General features: G+C 73.4%; 17 protein-coding genes. 12 read left to right on the top strand and 5 right to left on the bottom strand.

The features are described 5' to 3' along the window. Window positions 1–3 precede the first annotated feature (3 nt). From pcaG to ACZ5NW_RS03520, 4 genes are all read left to right on the top strand, one after another. Complete coding sequence (pcaG, locus tag ACZ5NW_RS03535) at window positions 4–609, top strand: protocatechuate 3,4-dioxygenase subunit alpha (RefSeq protein ID WP_468742033.1); 606 nt, start codon at window positions 4–6, stop codon at window positions 607–609. Then, window positions 606–1,937 (top strand): 3-carboxy-cis,cis-muconate cycloisomerase, encoded by a 1,332-nt coding sequence (gene pcaB, locus ACZ5NW_RS03530; protein WP_468742032.1) that lies wholly within the window; start codon window positions 606–608, stop codon window positions 1,935–1,937. Before pcaG ends, pcaB begins: the two co-directional genes overlap by 4 nt. Continuing rightward, on the top strand, window positions 1,934–3,064 hold the full coding sequence (gene pcaDC, locus ACZ5NW_RS03525) for a bifunctional 3-oxoadipate enol-lactonase/4-carboxymuconolactone decarboxylase PcaDC (RefSeq protein WP_468742031.1): 1,131 nt from the start codon (window positions 1,934–1,936) through the stop codon (window positions 3,062–3,064). The genes pcaB and pcaDC overlap by 4 nt, the downstream gene beginning before the upstream one ends. A gap of 63 nt (window positions 3,065–3,127) precedes the next feature. Further along, a complete protein-coding gene (locus tag ACZ5NW_RS03520) occupies window positions 3,128–3,919 on the top strand; it encodes an SDR family NAD(P)-dependent oxidoreductase (RefSeq protein WP_468742030.1) in 792 nt (263 codons plus the stop codon). A gap of 70 nt (window positions 3,920–3,989) precedes the next feature. Here the strand turns inward: ACZ5NW_RS03520 and ACZ5NW_RS03515 are convergent, their stop codons facing one another. Beyond that, entirely contained in the window at window positions 3,990–6,689 is a 2,700-nt protein-coding gene (locus ACZ5NW_RS03515; protein WP_468742029.1) for an ATP-binding protein, read from the bottom strand. A 776-nt stretch (window positions 6,690–7,465) separates the two neighbouring features. Here ACZ5NW_RS03515 and ACZ5NW_RS03510 point away from each other — a divergent pair. Further along, window positions 7,466–8,518, top strand: a complete 1,053-nt coding sequence (locus tag ACZ5NW_RS03510; protein ID WP_468742028.1) for a DUF2510 domain-containing protein — start codon at window positions 7,466–7,468, stop codon at window positions 8,516–8,518. Window positions 8,519–8,665: 147 nt separating this feature from the next. Here the strand turns inward: ACZ5NW_RS03510 and ACZ5NW_RS03505 are convergent, their stop codons facing one another. Next, a complete protein-coding gene (locus ACZ5NW_RS03505) occupies window positions 8,666–9,280 on the bottom strand; it encodes a TetR/AcrR family transcriptional regulator (RefSeq protein WP_468742027.1) in 615 nt (204 codons plus the stop codon). A 230-nt stretch (window positions 9,281–9,510) separates the two neighbouring features. Between ACZ5NW_RS03505 and ACZ5NW_RS03500 the strand changes: the two genes are divergently transcribed. Next, a complete protein-coding gene (locus tag ACZ5NW_RS03500; protein WP_468742026.1) occupies window positions 9,511–10,332 on the top strand; it encodes a phosphatase PAP2 family protein in 822 nt (273 codons plus the stop codon). Next, entirely contained in the window at window positions 10,329–11,318 is a 990-nt protein-coding gene (locus ACZ5NW_RS03495) for a DMT family protein (protein WP_468742025.1), read from the top strand. Before ACZ5NW_RS03500 ends, ACZ5NW_RS03495 begins: the two co-directional genes overlap by 4 nt. A 7-nt stretch (window positions 11,319–11,325) precedes the next feature. On the opposite strand, the gene ACZ5NW_RS03490 is transcribed toward ACZ5NW_RS03495, so the two are convergent. Next, window positions 11,326–12,165, bottom strand: a complete 840-nt coding sequence (locus ACZ5NW_RS03490; protein ID WP_468742024.1) for an LURP-one-related family protein — start codon at window positions 12,163–12,165, stop codon at window positions 11,326–11,328. Window positions 12,166–12,208: 43 nt separating this feature from the next. Next, window positions 12,209–14,260, bottom strand: a complete 2,052-nt coding sequence (locus ACZ5NW_RS03485; protein ID WP_468742023.1) for a phosphocholine-specific phospholipase C — start codon at window positions 14,258–14,260, stop codon at window positions 12,209–12,211. Window positions 14,261–14,591: 331 nt separating this feature from the next. Between ACZ5NW_RS03485 and ACZ5NW_RS03480 the strand changes: the two genes are divergently transcribed. Genes ACZ5NW_RS03480 through ACZ5NW_RS03470 form a run of 3 tightly spaced genes read left to right on the top strand, consistent with a single transcriptional unit; the run spans window position 14,592 to window position 16,782 of the window. Then, window positions 14,592–15,656, top strand: a complete 1,065-nt coding sequence (locus ACZ5NW_RS03480) for a Rieske 2Fe-2S domain-containing protein (RefSeq protein WP_468742022.1) — start codon at window positions 14,592–14,594, stop codon at window positions 15,654–15,656. After that, a complete protein-coding gene (locus tag ACZ5NW_RS03475; protein WP_468742021.1) occupies window positions 15,653–15,850 on the top strand; it encodes a hypothetical protein in 198 nt (65 codons plus the stop codon). The genes ACZ5NW_RS03480 and ACZ5NW_RS03475 overlap by 4 nt, the downstream gene beginning before the upstream one ends. Then, window positions 15,847–16,782: a PDR/VanB family oxidoreductase gene (locus ACZ5NW_RS03470; RefSeq protein ID WP_468742020.1), complete on the top strand. Its 936-nt coding sequence runs from the start codon at window positions 15,847–15,849 to the stop codon at window positions 16,780–16,782. The genes ACZ5NW_RS03475 and ACZ5NW_RS03470 overlap by 4 nt, the downstream gene beginning before the upstream one ends. A gap of 45 nt (window positions 16,783–16,827) precedes the next feature. Here the strand turns inward: ACZ5NW_RS03470 and ACZ5NW_RS03465 are convergent, their stop codons facing one another. Next, entirely contained in the window at window positions 16,828–17,499 is a 672-nt protein-coding gene (locus ACZ5NW_RS03465; RefSeq protein WP_468742019.1) for an MmyB family transcriptional regulator, read from the bottom strand. A gap of 245 nt (window positions 17,500–17,744) precedes the next feature. Between ACZ5NW_RS03465 and ACZ5NW_RS03460 the strand changes: the two genes are divergently transcribed. Together ACZ5NW_RS03460 and ACZ5NW_RS03455 are read left to right on the top strand one after the other, a co-directional pair. Next, window positions 17,745–18,389: a helix-turn-helix domain-containing protein gene (locus ACZ5NW_RS03460; protein WP_468742018.1), complete on the top strand. Its 645-nt coding sequence runs from the start codon at window positions 17,745–17,747 to the stop codon at window positions 18,387–18,389. Between the two features lie 32 nt (window positions 18,390–18,421). Beyond that, the gene (locus ACZ5NW_RS03455) at window positions 18,422–18,952 is read left to right on the top strand and encodes a toxin-antitoxin system, toxin component (protein ID WP_468742017.1); all 531 of its coding nucleotides are present in this window, start codon (window positions 18,422–18,424) and stop codon (window positions 18,950–18,952) included. Window positions 18,953–19,101: the final 149 nt, after the last annotated feature.

The raw sequence follows: 19,101 nt of genomic DNA, 5'->3' as shown, positions 1-19,101 counted from the left end.
GCCATGACGAGGATCGACACCGACCGGCCGGAGACCGTCCTGCCCACGCCCTCGCACACGGTCGGCCCCTTCTACGGGTACGCCCTGCCCTTCGCCGGCGGCGGTGACATCGCCCCGCTGGGCCACCCCGACACCATCACCCTGCACGGCCGGGTGTACGACGGCGCGGGCGACGCCCTGCCCGACGCCTTCGTGGAGCTGTGGGGTCCGGACCCGGAAGGCCGGGTGCCGCGGGTCGACGGCTCGATGCGCCGCGACCCGACCAGCGGCGGCTTCGCCGGCCGCAACGGCGTCGAGTTCACCGGCTGGGGCCGCGTCCAGGCCGACTGGAGCGGGCAGTGGGTGGCCCGCACCCTGCGCCCGGGCGCCCGTGGCGGCGGCGCGCCGCATCTGAGCGTGTGCCTCTTCGCCCGCGGTCTGATGCGGCACCTGTTCACCCGGATCTATCTGCCGGGCGACGAGGCGGCGCTCGCCGCCGACCCGCTGCTGTCGAGGGTGGACGGGGCGCGGCGCGACACGCTGATCGCCGTCGACGAGGGAAACGCGACGTACCGTTTCGACATCCGCCTTCAGGGCGAAGGCGAGACGGTCTTCCTGGAGTTCCAGTGACAGCGGACGAGACGGACAGCGGCCTGCTCGCCCCCGGGTGGGCGGGCTCCCCCGCGGCCCGTGCGACCTCCGACGGCGCCTTCCTCCAGGCGCTGCTGGACGCGGAGGCCGCCCTCACCCGGGCGCAGGCCGCGCTGGGGCAGGTCCCGGTCGCGGCGGCCGACGCGGTGACCCGGGCGGCGGACGCGGGCCGTTTCGACGTACGGTCCCTCGCCGAGCGGGCGCGCGCCGGCGGCAATCCCGTCATCCCCCTGGTCGCCGACCTGACCAAGGCGGTCGGCGCGGAGCACGGCGACGGCGTCCACCGGGGCGCGACCAGCCAGGACATCATGGACACGGCGACGATGCTGGTCGCCGCCCGCACCCTGGACCTGGTCCTCGCCGACCTCGGCCGCATGGAGCGGGCGCTGGCCCGGCAGGCCGCCGAGCACCGTGACACGGCGATGCCGGGGCGGACGCTCACCCAGCACGCCGTGCCGACGACGTTCGGCCTCAAGGCGGCCGGCTGGCGCTCACTGATCCTGGACGCCCGGGACCGGGTGACGCGTGTACGGGACTCCCTGCCCGTCCAACTCGGCGGTGCCGCCGGTACGTTGGCGGCCTTCCAGGCGTACGGCGCCACGGACCCGGGCCCGCTGACCCAGGCGTACGCCCGTGAACTCGGCCTCGCCGCACCCCTGTTGCCCTGGCACACCCTGCGCACCCCGGTGGCCGATCTCGCGGGGGCGCTGGCCTTCACCGCCGGGGCGCTCGGCAAGGTCGCCGCCGACGTGCTGACGCTGTCGCGCACCGAGACCGGCGAGGTGTCCGAGGGCAGCGGCGGCGGTTCGTCGGCCATGCCGCACAAGGCGAACCCGGTCCGCGCCACCCTGCTCGCGGCCGCCGCCCGGCGCGCTCCGCAGCTCGCGGCCACGCTGTACGGCTCGCTCGCCGCCGAGGACGAGCGGCCGGCGGGCGCCTGGCACGCGGAGTGGGAGCCGCTGCGCGACCTGCTGCGACTGGTGGGCGGCGCGGCCGAGCAGGCCGCCGGTCTCGCCGAGGGGCTGCGGGTGCACCCGGAGGCCATGCGCCGCGACCTCGGCCTCACCCGCGGGCTGATCCTCTCCGAGCGGCTGTCCGCCGCGCTGACCCCGCTGCTGGGCCGCGCCCGCGCGAAGGAGCTGCTCACCGAGCTGGCCCGGCGGACCCGCACCGAGGATCGCCCCCTCATGGAACTCCTCGCCGAGGAACCGGAGTTGAAGGGCGTCGACCTCGACGAGCTCACCGATCCCACCTCCTGCACCGGCTTCGCCGGGATCCTCACCGACCGTGCCCTGGAGCGACGTTGACCGAGAAACTCCTCAACCACCGGGTCGAGGGCCCCGCTTCGGCTCCCCCGCTGCTGCTCGGGCCGTCGCTCGGTACGTCGTACGCCCTGTGGGACGAGGTCGCGCCGGAGCTGTCGATCACCCACCGGGTGGTGCGCTGGGACCTGCCGGGGCACGGCGGTTCGGCGGCCGGACTGATCGGCGAGGGTGCCACCGTCGGGGATCTCGCCGACCTGGTGCTGGCGCTCGCCGACTCCCTCGGCGTCGAGCGGTTCGCGTACGCGGGGGTGTCGCTGGGCGGTGCGGTCGGACTGCATCTCGCCGTGCGGCGCCCGGAGCGGGTCGCCTCGCTGGCGGTGATCTGCGCCTCGGCGCACTTCGACGGCGCCCGGCCGTGGCGGGAACGGGCCGAGCGGGTCCGGCGGGAGGGCCTCGGGTGGCTGCTGGAGAGCGCCGACGCCCGCTGGTTCGCGGGCGACTTCACCGTGCCACGGCTCGTCCGGGACCACGCCGAGGCCGACCCACGGGCGTACGCCGCCTGCTGTGACGCGCTGGCCTCCTTCGACCTGCGCGACCGGCTCACCGGCATCGTCGCGCCGACCCTGCTGATCGCGGGACGCGAGGACCCGGCGACCCCGCCCGCCCATCTGCGGGAGATCGCCGACGCCGTACCGGGCGCCGCCCTCGTGGAGATCCCCGGCGCCTCGCATCTGGCGCCCGCGCAGTGTCCCGAGGCCGTGCTGACCGCGCTGCGCGCCCACCTCGACGGCGGTGCCCGGCGGGGCATGGCGGTACGGCGCGAGGTCCTCGGCGACGCGCATGTGGACCGGGCACAGTCCCGGCAGACCCCGTTCACCGCCCGCTTCCAGGACTTCATCTCCCGCTACGCCTGGGGCGAGATCTGGACCGACCCCACGCTGACCCGCCGCGAGCGCAGCATGATCACCCTCACCGCGCTGGTCGCGCACGGGCACTACGACGAGCTGGCGATGCACGTCCGGGCGGCGCGCCGCAACGGGCTCACGCCGGAGGAGATCGGCGCCGTACTGCTCCAGACGGCCGTGTACTGCGGGGTCCCGGCGGCGAACTCGGCGTTCGCGACGGCCCAGCGGGTGCTCGCCGAGGAGGAGGACCAGGCGGGAGGGTGACCCCGCCAGTGGTGGTGTCAGACACACCAGGCTCTCCCGGGCGCCGGTGTCTACCGTGGAGGCATGTCCACCATCCTGATCACCGGCGCCACCTCCGGTCTCGGCCGGTACGTCGCCTTCGAACTGGTCCGCTCCGGTCATCGCGTCCTCGCCCACGGCCGCGACCCGGGCCGCACCGAGCTGCTCGTCGAGGAGCTGCGGGCCGAGGGTGAGGCCGACGGGTTCGTCGCCGACCTCGCCTCGCTCGACGCGACCCGCGCGCTGGGCGCCCGGGTCGCCGAGGCCCACCCCGACCTCGATGTGCTGATCAACAACGCGGGCGTGGGCGCGGGTTCACCCGGCGCGGGCCGCGAGGTGAGCGCCGACGGGCACGAACTGCGGCTGGCGGTCAACTACTTGGCGCCGGTCGCCCTGACCCGGGCCCTGCTGCCGGTGCTGCGGGCCAACGCGCCCGCGCGGATCGTCAACGTCGGCTCGGTCGGGCAGGAGCCGGTCGACTTCGACGATCTCGGCTTCACCCGGGACTACGACGGCTTCGCCGCCTACCGCCGGGCCAAGTTCGCGCTCGCCGCCCACACCTTCACCCTGGCTGAGGAGTTGGCGGGGTCCGGGATCGCCGTGAATGTGCTGCATCCGGCGACCTTCATGGACACGGCGATGGTACGCGAGGGCGGGGTCACGCCGTGGAACACGGTCGCCGACGGGGCGCCCGGCGTCCTGGCACTGGCCACCCAGGACCTGGGCACGGGCGGCTACTTCGACGGAACGCGTCCGGCGCGCGCCCATGAGGCCACGTACGACCCGGACGTACGCAAGCGGCTGGCCGCGACCACGGCGGCGCTGCTGGACGGGTGAACGGCCGCTCCGGCACTGGGCCCGACGGCACTGAACACCACCGGACGCGACCGCGCTGAACGCCCTTGTCTCACCGGGTCCCCAGCGTCCGCAGCCCCTCCAGTTCCTCCAGCGCCCGCTGTGCCTGGTGCGCCAGGCCGTCGGCCCCACAGGAGCGGGCCAGCGTCAGACCCCGGCCCAGTTCGGTGGCGGAGCGGGACAGGATGCCGTACTCGACGCGGGCCGCCGCGTGTTCGTACTGGCACGGCGACGCCTCCAGGTAGGTGACCGCCTGGGCGGCCAGCCGGACGGCGCGCTGACCGGTCTCCAGGGCGGCGGCGCAGCGCAGGGCCTCGCCGATCGCGGTGTCGGTGCCGATCCGCTCGGCCTGCCGGCGGGCGTCCGCGGCGAGCCGGGCGGCCCGGACCGGGTCCTCGGTGGCGAGGGCCCGGGCGAGGTCGACCGCCCAGGGCACCATGACCGGGTTGAGATGACCACGGACGGCGGCCGCCTTCGCGGCCTCCTCCAGCTCGTTCACCCCGTCCTGGGTGCGGCCGACGGCGAGCAGCAGCCGGCCGCGCACCGAGCGCGGGTCGGGCAGCACGATGGTCGACGGGTAGGGCGGTGCGAAGTCGTACTGCTCGGCGACCTCCCATGCCTCCTCGACATGACCGCGCGCGAGCAGGGTGTCGACCAGGTTGCAGGTGGCCGACCAGTACAGGGGCAGGCCGCGGCCGACGCGCTCGGCCAGCGCCAGCCCCTCGCGCAGGTGCTTCTCGGCCTCCTTCAGCCTGCCGCGCCTGCGGTGCCCGAGGCCGACGTAGGCGTGGGCCAGGGCGAGATGGCCGCCGCTCCAGCGGGCGGACTCGTAGGCGTTCAGCGCTTCCGTGAACAGGGCCTCGGCGCGGTCGAGGCGGTCGGTGTAGGCGTAGGAACTGGCCAGCATCATCGGAAGTTCCAGGCCCCACTCGGTGTCGGTCCAGCCGAGCCCGGGTGCGAGGCGGCCGTTGACCAGGGCCCGGTCGCACACCTCTACGACCTCTTCGGCGTTCTCGCCGTGGGTCATGGCGTCGAAGCCGCGCAGGATCAGCAGGGCCCGTTCGGCGTTGTCCCGGCCGGTGCAGGTGGCGGCGAGCTCGGCGAGGCGCTCGCTGCGGCCGGGCGTGGTGGTCTCGCCTACGTGGAGGCCCTCCCACATGAACTGCGCGGCCTGCAGGCGCATCCGGGCCGGTCCGGGCTCCAGCCGGGCGGCCTCCGCCTCGACGGTGCGGACGGCCTCCTCCAACTGGTCGTTGTGGAGCAGGGCCTGGGAGAGCCGGAAGACGGCGCCGACGCGTGCGTCGCCCTCCAGGCCCGGCATGGCGAGCGCTTCCCGGAGGTGCTTGATGGTCTTCGCGGGCGCGGTGAGCAGGGTGGCGCAGCCCAGTTCGTAGAGCACGCTCGCGTGGACCTCGGGGCGCGGCGGCTCGGCCAGGGCGCGCTCAAGGCAGCGGCGGGCCGCGTCGGGCGCGCCGACGGCGAGGTGTTCACGGGCGGCCTCGCGCAGCTGCTCGACGAGTTCCTCGTCGTCGTCCGGGTGGACCATGAGCAGATGCCGGGAGGCGGCCGCCACGCCCTTGCCGGCGTCGGTGACGACCTGCGCGGCGATGCCGTGCATGGCCCGGGCCAGCCCCTCGGGGACGGAGTTGTAGACGGCGGTGGCGATCAGCGGATGCACGAACATCAGGTCGCCGTCGTCGGCCGGGCCTGCGGTGGCGTCGGGGGCCTTCAGGATGCGGGCGTTGCAGAGCAGTTCGGCCCAGCGCCGGGCGTCGTCGCGGCCCAGGCCGGCCAGCCGGGCCACCTGCTCGACGGTGATGCCGGCGCCGAGGATCGCCGCCGCCCAGGCGAACCGCATGGCGTCCACGCCCAGGCCCTCCAGGCGGGCGACGAGACCGACCCCACGGGCGGTCTTGTTCAGCGGGCGCAGTTCGATGGCGGAGGACTCGGTGGGCTCGAAGTCGGCGTCCTGGACCTTGGCGAGGAGTTCGACGGTGTCGTAGGGGTTGCCGCCGGTGACGGCCCACACCTCGCGGCAGAACGGCGCGTCCGCGTGGTCGCCGACGGTCGCGCGGGTGAGGCCGGCGACGGCCTCCGGGGTGAGCGCGCTGAGGCTGGTGACGTCCCGGCCCGCGACGGCGTCGACCGCGTCGAGGTAGCCCGCGCGCTCGCCGCGCGCCTCGCCGTTGCGGCGGGCCACGACGACGAGGACGGGCAGGTCGTCGAGGCGTGCGGCGAACGCGGCCAGCCAGCGCAGGGTCTCGTGGTCCGCCCAGTGCGCGTCGTCGATGAGCAGTACCAACGGCCACTCGCGCCGCGCCAGCCTGCGGACGGCGGCGACCAGGCCCTCGGTCACGCCCTGCGGGTCGGCCTGCGGACCGCCCGGCTCCGCTATGCCGAGGGCGGGGCCGGCGATCTCGTACCAGTCGCCGAGGTACTCGCGGGCCTCCTCCGGCAGCATCTGCAGCAGCGCGGGCTGCAGCAACTGCCGTACGACGTTGAAGGGGACGGACTTGAGGGTCTCGCCGCCTCGCGCCGACCACACGGTGCAGCCGGCGGCCTCGGCGATGCGGTGCGTCTCGCCGAGCAGGGCGGTCTTGCCGAGTCCCGCGTCACCGCGGAACACGATCAGACGGCCCGAGGACGACTCGTCGGCGCGGAGCGCCTGCACCGCCCGCCCGATGGCTGCGACTTCCTCGTCGCGCTCCCACAGGGAAGCCGAGGCGGCCGCCGCAGGCCGTACCTCCGTCATCCCGCTACCTCCCCAAGTCGCCCGAACGACGTACAGAACCCGAGGGTAGCCCCCTCGCGTCTCCCACGGTGCGCGGTCCGGCCAGGAGTTGCCTCTTCGAGTGACATCGGCTAGGAGGGGACGACCCCGGGGGCCTGCGCGGAACCGACGGGACGTCAACGATGGACAGCTTTCACGGAATTGACGCCGGGTCTGGTGGAGGGGCGGGGGCGCGCGCTGAGTCCCGCGGGCGTGCGCGGTGGTGCGACTGCGGCGAAGGCCGTCCCGGCGGGGGGCGGGGAGGGTGGCCGAGACCGGGGGCGAGCGGGGCCGGGGTGGTGGTCGTGTCCGGCGGGGGCGGGGCCGGGGTGGTGGCCGTGACCGGCGGGGGTCAATGGCCGTGCCTGGCCGGGTGAATGCCGTGCACGGCAGGGGCGATGGCCGTCCCGGCGGCGGGTCGGACCGGGCGGGGGGCCATGTCGGGCGGGGGCGTACTGGGCTACGAGGTGGTCACGGACGCGGGCCATGTCGGACCCGGAGGCCGTGTCGGACCCGGAGGCCTTGTCGGCCGGGGCCGTGTCGGGCGGCGAGGTGGTCGCGGGTGGGGGCCGTGATGACGGGGCGGTGTCGGGCGGCGACCGTGCCGAGTTGCGAGCCGGTCACGGACCGGGGGCCGTGACGGCGGGGGCCGTGTTGTCGGGTGGCGAGGTGGTCGCGGGTGGGGGCCGGTTGTGCGGCCGGAGTCGAAAGGCCCTCCCTCTCATCCCCCTTTCACCCACGCCTCATACGGTGGGGGCATGACGCAGGTGACTCCTCCCGGGTGGTATCCCGACCCGGGGCAGACAAGTGACGGTCCCGCCACCGAGCGCTGGTGGGACGGCAAGGCATGGACGGATCAGACCCGCCCCGCGGGCTCGGCCGCCGCATGGGGTCCGCCCGCGCAGGCGCCCACCGCCGAGGCACAGCCCGGCTTCGCCGCCCACCCGACCCAGCCGGCCTTCCCGGCCCAGCCGGCCCAGTCGACCTTCCCGGCCTATCCGGCCTATCCGGGGCATCCCGGCTACCCCGCCGCGCCGGCGCCCAAGCGCGGACTGCGCACCGGCATCGCCGTCACCGCCGCGGTCGCGCTGCTCGCCAGCATCGGGGTCGGCGTATGGGCGCTGACCAAGGGCGACGGTGGCAGCGACCGCCCTGGCACCGTGCAGGGCCCCGGCGGCCAGAACGGCGGCCCCGGGGGCCAGGGCGGCTCCGGCGGCGACGGCGGGTCCGGCGGCTCCGGCGGTGCCTCGCCCTCGCCCCGTCGGTCCGAGGCACCGAAGCTGAAGAGCGGCTCGGTGCCCGACCCGGTGAACGGGATCAGCATCCCCATCCCGAAGGGGTGGACCGGTCAGCAGATGAGCGTCGGCGCTCAGGTGACCAACGACACGACCTACAAGTGCCCCGGCGACACCGCCAAGACCTGCACCAAGGGCGGCTTCTACTCGGTGCCCGCCGAGGCGCTGGGCACCAAGGGCACGACGGCCGAGCAGGTGGCCAAGGCGGACATCGCCGCCAACGCCCAGGAGTCCTACGGCGGCGCCACCTACGGCTCGATCACCTCGCACCAGGTACTCGCCTCCCGGGCGGTGACCGTGGCGGGCCAGAAGGGCTACCTGGTCCGCTGGAAGGCGATCACCAGCAAGGGCGCCGACGGCTACGTCGAGTCGCTGGTCTTCCCCGCGCCGGCCGACACCGGCCGTCTCGTGGTGCTGCGGTTCGGCCTGGACGCCGACCAGCCGGTGTCGGTCCTCGACACCGTCGCCGAGGGCATCGCGGTGTCCAAGGGCGGCGGCAGCGGGCAGACCGTCTGATCGCCCCCGGGACGTCGAACGGCCGGGTGGGGCGCCCCTCCGCTCAAGGGGAACCCCACCCGGCCGGGGGGTGCGCGCCGCCCCCGTCCCCACGGTGCGGCGCGGACAGGTCACCGTCCAGTCATCCCGTGGACGGCGGCCTGAGTCTCAGGTGAGGCCGAGTGCCGGCAGTACGGCGGCCTCCACGAATCTCAGGAGATACTCCGAGTCGGCGTACTCCCCTTCGATCACGGGCCGTACCCGCACCACGCCGTAGAACTGCAGGGGCACGAAGTCCAGCGCCGGGTGGTCCGCCGGGACCTCGCCACGCTCGACCCCGCGCCGCAGGATCCCCTTGAGCGCCTCGATCTCCGGTTCCACCAGCGTCTCGCGCAGCGCCTGCTGGAGCTCGGGGTCCTGCATCACGGCGTGACCGAGGGCCTGGAGCAGGCGCGTGTCCTTGCCCACTGTCTCGCCGCCCGCCCGGGCGGCCGCCCGCAGATCGCCGGCGAGCGTACCGGTGTCGATGCCGGCGAAGCGCACCTGACGGCAGGACCGCAGGGCCGCCGCGACGAACTGCGGCTTGGTCCGCCACTGGCGGTAGAGCGTCGACTTGCTGCAGCGGGTGCTGGCGGCGACGCCCTCCATCGTGACGGCGTCGTATCCGCATTCGCGGACCTGGTCGAGGACGGCGTCGAAGAACTCCTTCTCACGCTCGGGCGTGATCTTGGAGCGGCGCGAGGCGGCGACCGTGTCCGGTCCGTCCGCGGCCTGCGACGTCATCGGCTTCTCTCCTCGCTCGTCCGCCGGGCCTGCGCTCCGGCTCTTCGGTCCAGTGTGGCGCAGATCAATCGAATCCATCGATACGCCAGTGTACCGGTACTCCACCGTATCGGTACACTGGCGTATCGGAACGGACTCGTATCGATGAGTTTTCCACGCGCCGAGGGTCTGTACTGCACGACCTGCAAGACGCACGACCCACGCACCACCGTCAGCGAAGGGGCCGGGGGATGAATGCCCGCACCGAGCCTGCAGAAGCGGAGTCCGACGAGACGCCGCGGCCGCCCATAGTCCGCGAGTTCCTGCTGGTCGCAGGGCTCTTCCTCGTCTATAAGTTCGGCCGCCAACTGGCGACCGGGCACACCGCCGAGGCGTATCGCAACGCGCACGACGTGTGGGACGCCGAGCGGTGGCTCCATCTGCCGGGCGAGGGCTCGGTGCAGTCGCTGCTGCTGCACGGCGACTCGTTGGCGCACATCGCGAACACCTACTACGCGACGGTCCACTTCCCGGCCACCGCGGCCTTCCTGATCTGGCTCTACCTGCGCCGGCCCGCCCACTACGTCTGGGCGCGCCGGGTGCTGGCCGCGGTCACCGCCACCGCGCTGGTGCTGCATCTGGCCTTCCCGCTCGCCCCGCCCCGGATGCTCACGCAGGCCGGACTGGTCGACACGGCGCGCGTGTACGGGCCCTCGGTGTACGGCCCGCCGCAGACCGACCATCTGTCGAACCAGTTCGCGGCGATGCCCTCGCTCCACTTCGGCTGGGCGCTGATGCTGGCGATCGGCCTGATCGTGGCGACCAGGTCGCGCTGGCGGTGGCTGTGGCTGCTGCACCCGCTGCTGACCCTGCTGGTGATCGTGGGCACGGCCAACCACTACTGGCTGGACGCGCTGGTGGCGGCCGTGCTGCTCGGCGCCGCTCTCGCCCTGCTCCCGCTCCCGCTGCCGTTGCGCACGGCGAGCGCGGCGAGCTCGGCGGGACGCGGCGCGCGCACCCTCGTAGCCGGAAAGGCGCGCGAGGGGAAGACACTCGTGGGGGCGGGCCGATGAGCGCCACCGTCGTCGCCGTCGTCCTGTCGCTGTTCTCCGCCGTCGCGTACGCGGCCGCGGCCGTCGCCCAGGAGCGGCTGGCCGCCCGCTCCCCCGGCACCGGCCTGGTGCGGCTGCTGGCCGACGGCGCCTGGTGGGGGTCGGTCACCCTGAACGGCTCGGCGGCGCTGCTGCACGTGGTGGCGCTCAAGTACGGTCCGCTGACGGTGGTGCAGCCGCTGGGCGCGCTGACCCTGGTCGCGGCGGTACCGCTGGGCGCGCGGGCGGCGGGCCGGCGGGTCAGCGCGGCCGAGTGGCGCGGCACCGCGTTCACCCTGGCGGGGCTGGCCGCGATCCTGGTCACCGCGTCCGGCCCGGCACCCGACGACGTGCTGAGCGTGCCGGAGGCGGTCGCGGTGGCGGGTGCCACGGCGGCGCTGATCGGACTGCTGGCGCGGCCCGGCACCCGGCCGGGGCTGCGGCACGCGACCGCGTCCGGGTTCGCCTCCGGCGTCGCCTCGGCGCTCACCCAGACGGTGACGGTCGCGGCGACGGACCGCTCGGGTCCCCTGCTGAGCGTGCAGGTGATCGGGGTGGCGCTGCTGGTCGCCGCGTTCGCGACCGGCGGGCTGCTGCTGTCGCAGACGGCCTACCGGGACGGCCTCGGCGCGCCGCTGGCGGTGGTGACCCTGGCCAACCCGGTGGCCGCCGCGGTGATCGGCCTCGCCCTGCTCGGCGAGCGCCTCCAGGGCGGCCCGTCGGGCGTCCTGCTCGCGCTGGCGGGGGCGGGCCTGGCGTCGTGGGGCGTGCTCCACCTGTCCCGCGCCACACCCGAACCACCCGTCCCGACCGAGGGACGGCTGCCCGGGTACGACGACCAGGGGGCCTACGACGGCGAGGCCCACCCCGTCGCCGCCGTGCTCGCGCTGCACCCGGGGTCGGCCTCGGCCGAACCCGTGTTGGTGCCCCGGCCGGCTGCCGGGCCGGGGCATCTGACGCCGCTGTGAGCCGGGCTCAGCCGAAGCCGCGCGCGTCCTGCTTGAGGGCCGTGTCGACGGTCAGCGCCGTGGCGACGACGAGGCTCAGCAGAGGCTCGGGCAGCTGGTAGTGGATCTGCAGGACGTAGTTGTCCGCGGTCGTGAACAGGGTCTTGGCGAGGCCTTCCCAGGTCTTGGTGATCCGGGCGACCTCGTTGTCCGCGTGGTCGACGATCGCGAAGTTCCAGGCCCGCCAGTTCTCCGCCTTGATGGCGCCGACCTGCTGGCCGTTCGCGTTGATGGCGAAGTTGATCTTCCCGAAGATGTTCTGCTGGCCGATCTCGCCGACCGGCTGTCCGTCCGGACGCTGTACGACGACCCGCGACTTGAAGATCTTCCCGGGCCGCGTCAGGAGCAGCACGGGCTGACCGTAGGCGTCGCGGATCTCCAGCTTCGTGGTCAGGAACTGATCGATGCTGGCGAGGAAGCGGACCACCTTGCGCAGGGCGCTCTGCCCGACCTGGACGACCGAGCCGAGCTCGCGGCCGTTCTGGTCCATGACCTTGTACTCGTTGGTCAGCTCGATCAGCTTGGCCTTCTGGTTCACCACCAGGACCGGCTCGGTGAACAGGCTGCCGCCACCGGGGCCGCTGGGCGCGACCCCCGCCTGCTGCTGGACCTGGCGCTGTACACGGGCGTCGGGCCCGGTGGCCTGCGCCGGGACCGACGGCGCCGTGCGGACCTGCTGGGCGGCCTGCCCCTGCTGGTCGGCGTGGGTGTGCTCGGTCCACTGGGTACCGTCCCAGTAGCGCAGCGTCTGGGGCGCACCGTGCGGATCCGGGTACCACCCTGCAGGTGTGTTCGAATGCGTGGTCACCGGGGCACACTACCGTGACGTGGCCGGAAGTCCACCGGTGCCCTCATTCCGTCACCGTGGCGGGGTCGCTGACGCCTTCGCAGCCGTTCTCCACATGTCCGGCGAACCGGCGGTGGAACGCCGCGTCGGCGTCCGAGGTGACGGTCAGGTCGTACCAGCGCCTGCTGGCGAGGAGGCCGACGGTCCGCTTCAGGACGGCGCCGGGCCGTACCGTCACCGCCGTCGTCCGGCCGCCGTAGCCGTCCCGCACCTTCAACCGCACCGCTTCGGAGCCCTTGTTGGTGAAGGTCAGCTCGATGTCGTCGCCGACGTGCCGGGCGACGACCTCGGGGCCTGCCGCCGTGCCGGATCCCCGGAAGGAGCGCAGGAAGCCGTTGGGGCCGTGCACGGTCAGGTCGTAGGAGCCGCCGGAGTAGGCGCTGTTCCAGGTGTCGGAGAGGGTCTTGCCCGCCTCGGTCGTGTAACTCCACGGTCCGTCGGTGCGGTTGCCGGAGGTGACGAGGAAGGCGGCGCCGGCCTTCGGGCCGGAGGCGAAGGTGAGCGTGAGCCTGCCGGCCGCCGCGTCCAGCGAACCGTCCACGCTCGGGGCGTACTTGAGCGGGCGGGTCCGCCGGAGGCCGGGCTCCTGCTTCGGCAGGACGGGGTGCGCGGGCGGCGTGGGGACGTAGTCGGGGTGGCGCTCGCGGTCCGGGGGCCGGTAGCCGTCGGTGTCGGGCAGGGCGACCGGCCGGGTGTCCTTGCGGGAGAAGTCGAAGGCGGCGGTCAGGTCGCCGCAGACCGCGCGCCGCCAGGGCGAGATGTTCGGCTCGTGCACCCCGAAGCGGCGCTCCATGAACCGGATCACGGAGGTGTGGTCGAGCGTCTCGGAGCAGACGTAACCGCCCTTGCTCCAGGGCGAGACGACGAGCATCGGCACCCGCTGGCCGAGCCCGTACGGGCCGGCGGCGTGGCGGCTGTCGCCGGTGAAGACGTCCGGGCCGACGTCGACGGTGGACCTGCCCTGCGCGGCGGAGGCCGGCGGGAAGGGCGGGACCAGGTGGTCGAAGAAGCCGTCGTTCTCGTCGTACGTGATGAACAGGGCGGTCTTCGCCCAGACCTCCGGCTTCGAGGTGAGCGCGTCGAGGACCTGGGCGATGTACCAGGCGCCGTAGTTCGCGGGCCAGTTGGGGTGCTCGGTGAAGGCCTCGGGGGCGACGATCCAGGAGATCTGCGGCAGCCTGCCGCCCTGGACGTCGGCCCGCAGCTGGTCGAAGAAGCCCTCGCCCTTGCGGGCATCGGTGCCGGTGCGGGCCTTGTCGTAGAGCGGGTCGCCGGGCTGGGCGTTCTGGTACTGCTTGAAGTAGAGCAGGGAGTTGTCGCCGTAGTTGCCGCGGTAGGCGTCGGAGATCCAGCCCCAGGAGCCGTTGGCGTCGAGTCCGTCGCCGACGTCCTGGTAGATCTTCCAGGACACCCCGGCCTTCTCCAGGCGCTCGGGGTAGGTGGTCCAGCCGTAGCCGGCCTCGTCGTTGCCGAGGACGGGGCCGCCGCCCTGGCCGTCGTTGCCCGTGTAACCCGTCCACAGGTAGTAGCGGTTGGGGTCGGTCGAGCCGATGAACGAGCAGTGGTAGGCGTCGCAGATCGTGAAGGAGTCGGCGAGCGCGTAGTGGAACGGGATGTCGTCGCGCTCCAGATACGCCATCGTCGTGGCGCTCTTGGCGGGTACCCACTTGTCGTACTTGCCGCCGTTGAAGGCGACATGGCCGTCGTTCCAGCCGTGCGGGAGGTCCTGGAGGAAGGCGAGGCCCAGGTCGTCGGCGTCCGGGTGGAAGGGCAGGACGTCCTTGGTGCCGTCGGACTGGTGCCACACCGGCGCGCCGTTCTGGAGGGTGACCGGACGCGGGTCACCGAAGCCGCGGACGCCCCTCAGCCGGCCGAAGTAGTGGTCGAAGGAGCGGTTCTCCTGCATGAGGACGACGATGTGCTCGACGTCCTCGATCGACCCGGTGCGGTGGTTCGCGGGGAGGGCCGCGGCGCGCTCGATACTGCCCGAGAGGGCGGTGAAGGCCGTGGTGGCGCCCGCGAGCTGAAGAAATCGGCGCCGGTTGACTTCGGGCATGGGTGAGGACCTCTCGTCCTTGACGGTGGTTGACCGGCCGGGTCCATGACGTGATGCGCGCGGAAGGAGTGTTCCAAGAGCACCGAACGTCAGGGAAGGGTCGGGTGGCGCGCATGTGAAAGTCGTCCGTACGCACGGTGTGTTGACCGGAATCCGACCCCTTCGCGGGGCGGCTCACCGCGCCGCCGCCACGGGTCTTCCGTGAGGCGGAAGTCCCGTTGCCACCCGCCGCGCCGCTTCCCGACGATGACGCCATCGCGAGAGAGAGCGGACGACGCCGCCGTCGCGGACCGAAGCGATGGAGCCGTCGCGACCCGAGGGAGCCGCCACCATGCCCCACATCACCGCCTTCGCCCGGAATCAGTGGTATGTCGCCGCCTACAGCGAGGAGATCGGCCGGGATCTGCTCGGCCGGACCGTCCTCGGGGAGCCGATCGTCCTGTACCGCACCGAGGAGGAGGGCACGCCCGTCGCCCTGCACGACCGATGCGTGCACCGCCGCTACCCGCTGTCCGAGAGCGGCCTGGACGGCGACCGGATCGTCTGCGGCTACCACGGGTTCACCTACGACACGACCGGCACCTGTGTGTACGTCCCGGGACAGCGGCGCGTCCCGCGCACCGCCCGCGTCGCCTCCTACCCGGTCGTCGAGCGGGACTCGCTGATCTGGGTGTGGATCGGCGACCCGGCCCTCGCCGACCCGGAGACCGTCCCGCGGGCCCGCCATCTCGACTCCCCCGGCTGGGTCACCGTCCGCGGCATGGAGCCGATCGACGCCGACTACGGCCTTCTCGTGGACAACCTGCTCGACCTGTCCCACGAGACCTATCTGCACGGCGGCTACATCGGCACCCCCGAGGTCGCCGAGACGCCGATCACGACGGAGGTCGACGAGGGCGCCGGCATCGTCCGGGTGAGCCGGCACATGGACGACGCCGAGTGCCCGCCGTTCTACGCCCGTTCGACCGGCATCCAGGGGCGCATCACCCGCTGGCAGGACATCGAGTACCACGCGCCCTGCCTGTATCTGCTGCACTCCCGGATCGCGCCGGTCGGCGTCCTCCCGGAGGCCGACGGCAGCGATCCCCACGGCTTCCACACCGAGATCACCTACGCCATCACCCCCTCGTCCGACGGCCACGTCTACGACTTCTGGATGGTCTCCCGGGACTGGGCGACGGACGACGACGAGGTCACCGCCTTCCTGCGGGGCAACAACCACACGGTGGTCATGCAGGACGTCGACGCGCTCAACCTGCTCCAGCGCACCCTCGGCTCCGAGCGGGCCGGCTACCAGGAACTCAGCATCAACATCGACACCGGGGGCCTCGCCGCCCGCCGCATCCTCGCCCGCCTGGTCGAGGAGGGCGACAAGCCCGTGGAGCCGGTCCGGTGAGCGGCGGTTCCACCGGGGAGGTCTACCGCGTCGACTGGCTGCCGGGGACCGACGTCCTGCACGGCACCTGCCACTGCGGCGCCGAGCACACCGCCGAGGACCCGGTCGCGATGTGGGCGTGGATGCTCGGCCACCCGGAAGGACACCGGACGCGCCCGGAAGACCACCGCACGCGGGAGAGCAGCGACTCGTGACCGTCTACGAAGCCGAACTCGTCGTCGACCGCATACAGTCCGCGGCCGACGGTGTACTGTCGTTCGTCCTTCGGGATCCGGCCGGCGACGACCTCCCCGCCTGGGCGCCGGGCGCCCACATCGACCTGCTCCTGGCCCCGGGCCTGGAGCGTCAGTACTCCCTGTGCGGCGATCCGGCGGACCGTTCCGCCTGGCGGATCGCCGTCCTGCGCGAGCCCGACGGGCGCGGGGGATCCGCCCACGTCCACGAGCGCCTGGGCCGGGGCGACGTGGTGCGGGTGCGCGGCCCGCGCAACCACTTCCCGCTGCGGCCCGCACCGCACTACCGCTTCATCGCGGGCGGCATCGGGATCACCCCCGTCCTGCCCATGCTCGCGGCGGCCGAGGCGGCGGGCGCCCAGTGGTCGCTGTTGTACGGCGGCAGGACGCGCCGGTCCATGGCGTTCACCGAGGAGCTGGTCCGCTACGGCGACCGGGTCACCATCGCGCCGCAGGACGAGACCGGGCTGCTCGACCTCGACGCCGCGCTCGACGGCCTGCCGTCCGGCGCCCTGGTCTACTGCTGCGGTCCGGGCCCGCTCCTGGACGCCGTGGAGCGGCGCTGCCCGGCCGCGGCGCTGCACGTCGAACGGTTCCAGGCCCGGGCCCAACCGGACGGTGAGGAGCGGGAGTTCGAGGTCGAGCTGGCGCGCAGCGGACGTACGCTGACCGTCGCGCCCGGCGTCTCGGTCCTCGACACCGTACGCGCCGCCGGGATCGAGGTGCTCTACTCCTGCGCCGAGGGAACGTGCGGCACCTGCGAGACCGACGTGCTGGACGGCACCCCGGACCACCGGGACTCGGTGCTCACCGCGGACGAGCGGGAGGCCGGGGAGACGATGATGATCTGCGTGTCCCGCTGCCGGGGGGAACGCCTCGTGCTGGACCTGTGAGCCGACCGAGGCGCCGTCGGCGACCTGAACGCCGACGGTGCCCGGTCAGACCTCGGGGGTGGCGGGGACCACGCTGAGATGGTTCGCGGTGCGTCCGGGGCGGCGGGCCCTGCGGGTCGCCGGCGCGGGGGGCGGCTCGCGCGGGACCATCGTCAGCCGCGTGAAGCCCATGTCCTCCAGCGCCCTGGGGGTCTCGCAGACGAGCCGGACCTCGGTGGCGCCGCGGCGCGGGTCGGGGTGGACCAGGAAGCGCACCGATCCGTCGCACTCGGCGGCGTCCGTGCCGACCGTGCGGATCCAGTGCGGCAGCCCCTGCCGGTAGGCGGCCTCCATGATCGGGTCCTGGGCGATCTCCCGGCGGATGGCCTGCAGCTCGTGGTCGTGGCTGTGCCGCTCCAGGGCGGCCGCGAAGTACGCCAGCGCCGGCAGGAACCAGCTCGCCTCGTGCTCGCCCAGGACCGTACCGGCGTCCGGGTGGAACAGCACGAACCGGAGCAGGCTGTCGCACGGCATCGCCGTGGGATGCGGGCCGACCTCCCGGAAGAGTGTCTCGAAAGCGGTGTTCGCCATGGTGACGCCCCAGCGCAGGTCGAGCACGACGGAGGGGAAGGGAACGGCTTCCAGCAGCGCGGCGTAGTCCCGCAGGTACGCCTGGGACTCGGGACTCTCGGGGACGGACCGCGGTACGGACCGCTGCCCACCTGCCTGATACGCCATCGGGAGGTCACCCCTCTTGCCTGATGCGGCCTTCACGCGGCGCCCCGATCCTGCTGCCCAGGTACTCGCGATGTCAACTATCGTGGCATTCGGCGCTTGTTGACGGCTGAAATTGGCCACAGTTGTGGCGAGACCTGGATGCGGGTTCCAAACACCCGTTAGTCTCCGGGCTGTTCACGGCGCCTCTCCCCACCGGCTGAGGGGGCGCCGGTGAGGGGACGGCCCACAACGTAGGAGACCTGTCGGTGACGGATGGCTTCGAGGTTCCGGGCGCCACGGCGACGGCTTCGCTGAACGCCGTCACCGCCCGTGTCGCCGCGCTCGCCGACCGGCTCGGCGTGCCGCACGCGGAGGTCTTCGACACCGGGCGGCTGTCCGTCGCCTCCGGTGTCCCGGAGTCCGTGGTCAAGGCCCTCCTGAGCGGCCGCCCGGCGGGCGAACCGGACGTCCAGGCCCGCTTCCTCCAGCGCCTGGACCTGCTGCGGCGCACCCGGCTCAAGCCCAACGGGCGCAAGTACACCCAGCAGGAGATCGCCGACGGCGCCGGCATGTCGCGGCAGCAGGCGGGCGCCCTCATCAACGGCGACCGCCGCCCCACCATGGAGCACTGCGACGCCCTTCAGCGTTTCTTCCGCGTGCACGCCGGATTCCTGACCGCCGAGGACCCCGAGGCCCTCGCGGGCGCCCTCCAGCACGCCGAGCAGGAACTGCTGCAACGGCTCGCCCAGCGGGAGGCGGCGGCCGTGGACCCGCTGGAACGGCTGCTGCAGGACCACGGGGTGCGCGGAATCGCCTGGCGGGCCGCCCAGCTGCCCACCGACCAGCACCGCGACAAGGTCGCCGAGTGGCTGGACATGCTTCTGGAGAGCGTGAAGCGGCCCGAGACGTGATCCAGGGGAGGACTGTGGGCATCGGTAGGCAAATGCGGCGGTTGTGCGGCGAGTTGGTCGCGGAGGTGACCCTGCCCGCCCCGGCGGCGCCGGCGGCCCTCTACACGGCGCTGTGCGACGCGATGAGCAGACGCCGCGGCCGCCCCGTCCACTTCCGTACGGCCGCGTTCCCGGTGGGCACCGCCAGCGGGCTGTGGCTCGACATGGCCGACCAGGACCTCGTCGTCATCGAGGAACGCACCGCCCCCGACCACCAGTTGGTGATCCTCGGCCACGAACTGTGGCACATGAAGGCCGGGCACAGCGGCCACCACGTCGAGGGCGCCGCGGTCGCCGCGCGCTTACTCGCCGACGGCGCGGATCTCCAGGCGACCGTGCACAGCGTGGCCGCGCGCACCCGGTTCGACCTCGCCGACGAGAAGGAGGCCGAGCGCTTCGGCCTGCTGCTCGCCAGCAAGTGCCGTACGTGGCTGGCGGGTTCGGCGGGGCGGGGGCGCGGGCAGCGGGACCATCTGGCGGGGCGGATCGAGGCCTCGCTCGGCTACCCGGGGCCGCAGGGCTGAGAGACGGCCGGACCGGTGCCGGGCCAGTTTCACGGTTCACCCGCATGGCGTCGTGCGACCGGCGCGTCGGGGGACGGCTCGTTTCCGCTGAGCGGGCGAACCGGAGCGCAGCACGGCCGGATTGTCAGTGGTGCCCGGCAAGCTGGGGG

Source organism: Streptomyces sp. NPDC032126 (assembly GCF_055580085.1).
Note: the sequence above shows the minus strand (reverse complement) of the source record. Positions and strands in the feature narration are given on the sequence as shown.

What these genes read in the sequence shown, in the direction of transcription:
- pcaG (WP_468742033.1), top strand. Translation starts at nt 4, where the DNA reads ATGACGAGGATCGACACCGACCGGCCGGAGACCGTCCTGCCCACGCCC.
- ACZ5NW_RS03520 (WP_468742030.1), top strand. Translation starts at nt 3,128, where the DNA reads ATGTCCACCATCCTGATCACCGGCGCCACCTCCGGTCTCGGCCGGTAC.
- ACZ5NW_RS03515 (WP_468742029.1), bottom strand. Translation starts at nt 6,689, where the DNA reads ATGACGGAGGTACGGCCTGCGGCGGCCGCCTCGGCTTCCCTGTGGGAG.
- ACZ5NW_RS03510 (WP_468742028.1), top strand. Translation starts at nt 7,466, where the DNA reads ATGACGCAGGTGACTCCTCCCGGGTGGTATCCCGACCCGGGGCAGACA.
- ACZ5NW_RS03505 (WP_468742027.1), bottom strand. Translation starts at nt 9,280, where the DNA reads ATGACGTCGCAGGCCGCGGACGGACCGGACACGGTCGCCGCCTCGCGC.
- ACZ5NW_RS03500 (WP_468742026.1), top strand. Translation starts at nt 9,511, where the DNA reads ATGAATGCCCGCACCGAGCCTGCAGAAGCGGAGTCCGACGAGACGCCG.
- ACZ5NW_RS03495 (WP_468742025.1), top strand. Translation starts at nt 10,329, where the DNA reads ATGAGCGCCACCGTCGTCGCCGTCGTCCTGTCGCTGTTCTCCGCCGTC.
- ACZ5NW_RS03485 (WP_468742023.1), bottom strand. Translation starts at nt 14,260, where the DNA reads ATGCCCGAAGTCAACCGGCGCCGATTTCTTCAGCTCGCGGGCGCCACC.
- ACZ5NW_RS03480 (WP_468742022.1), top strand. Translation starts at nt 14,592, where the DNA reads ATGCCCCACATCACCGCCTTCGCCCGGAATCAGTGGTATGTCGCCGCC.
- ACZ5NW_RS03465 (WP_468742019.1), bottom strand. Translation starts at nt 17,499, where the DNA reads ATGGCGTATCAGGCAGGTGGGCAGCGGTCCGTACCGCGGTCCGTCCCC.
- ACZ5NW_RS03455 (WP_468742017.1), top strand. Translation starts at nt 18,422, where the DNA reads ATGCGGCGGTTGTGCGGCGAGTTGGTCGCGGAGGTGACCCTGCCCGCC.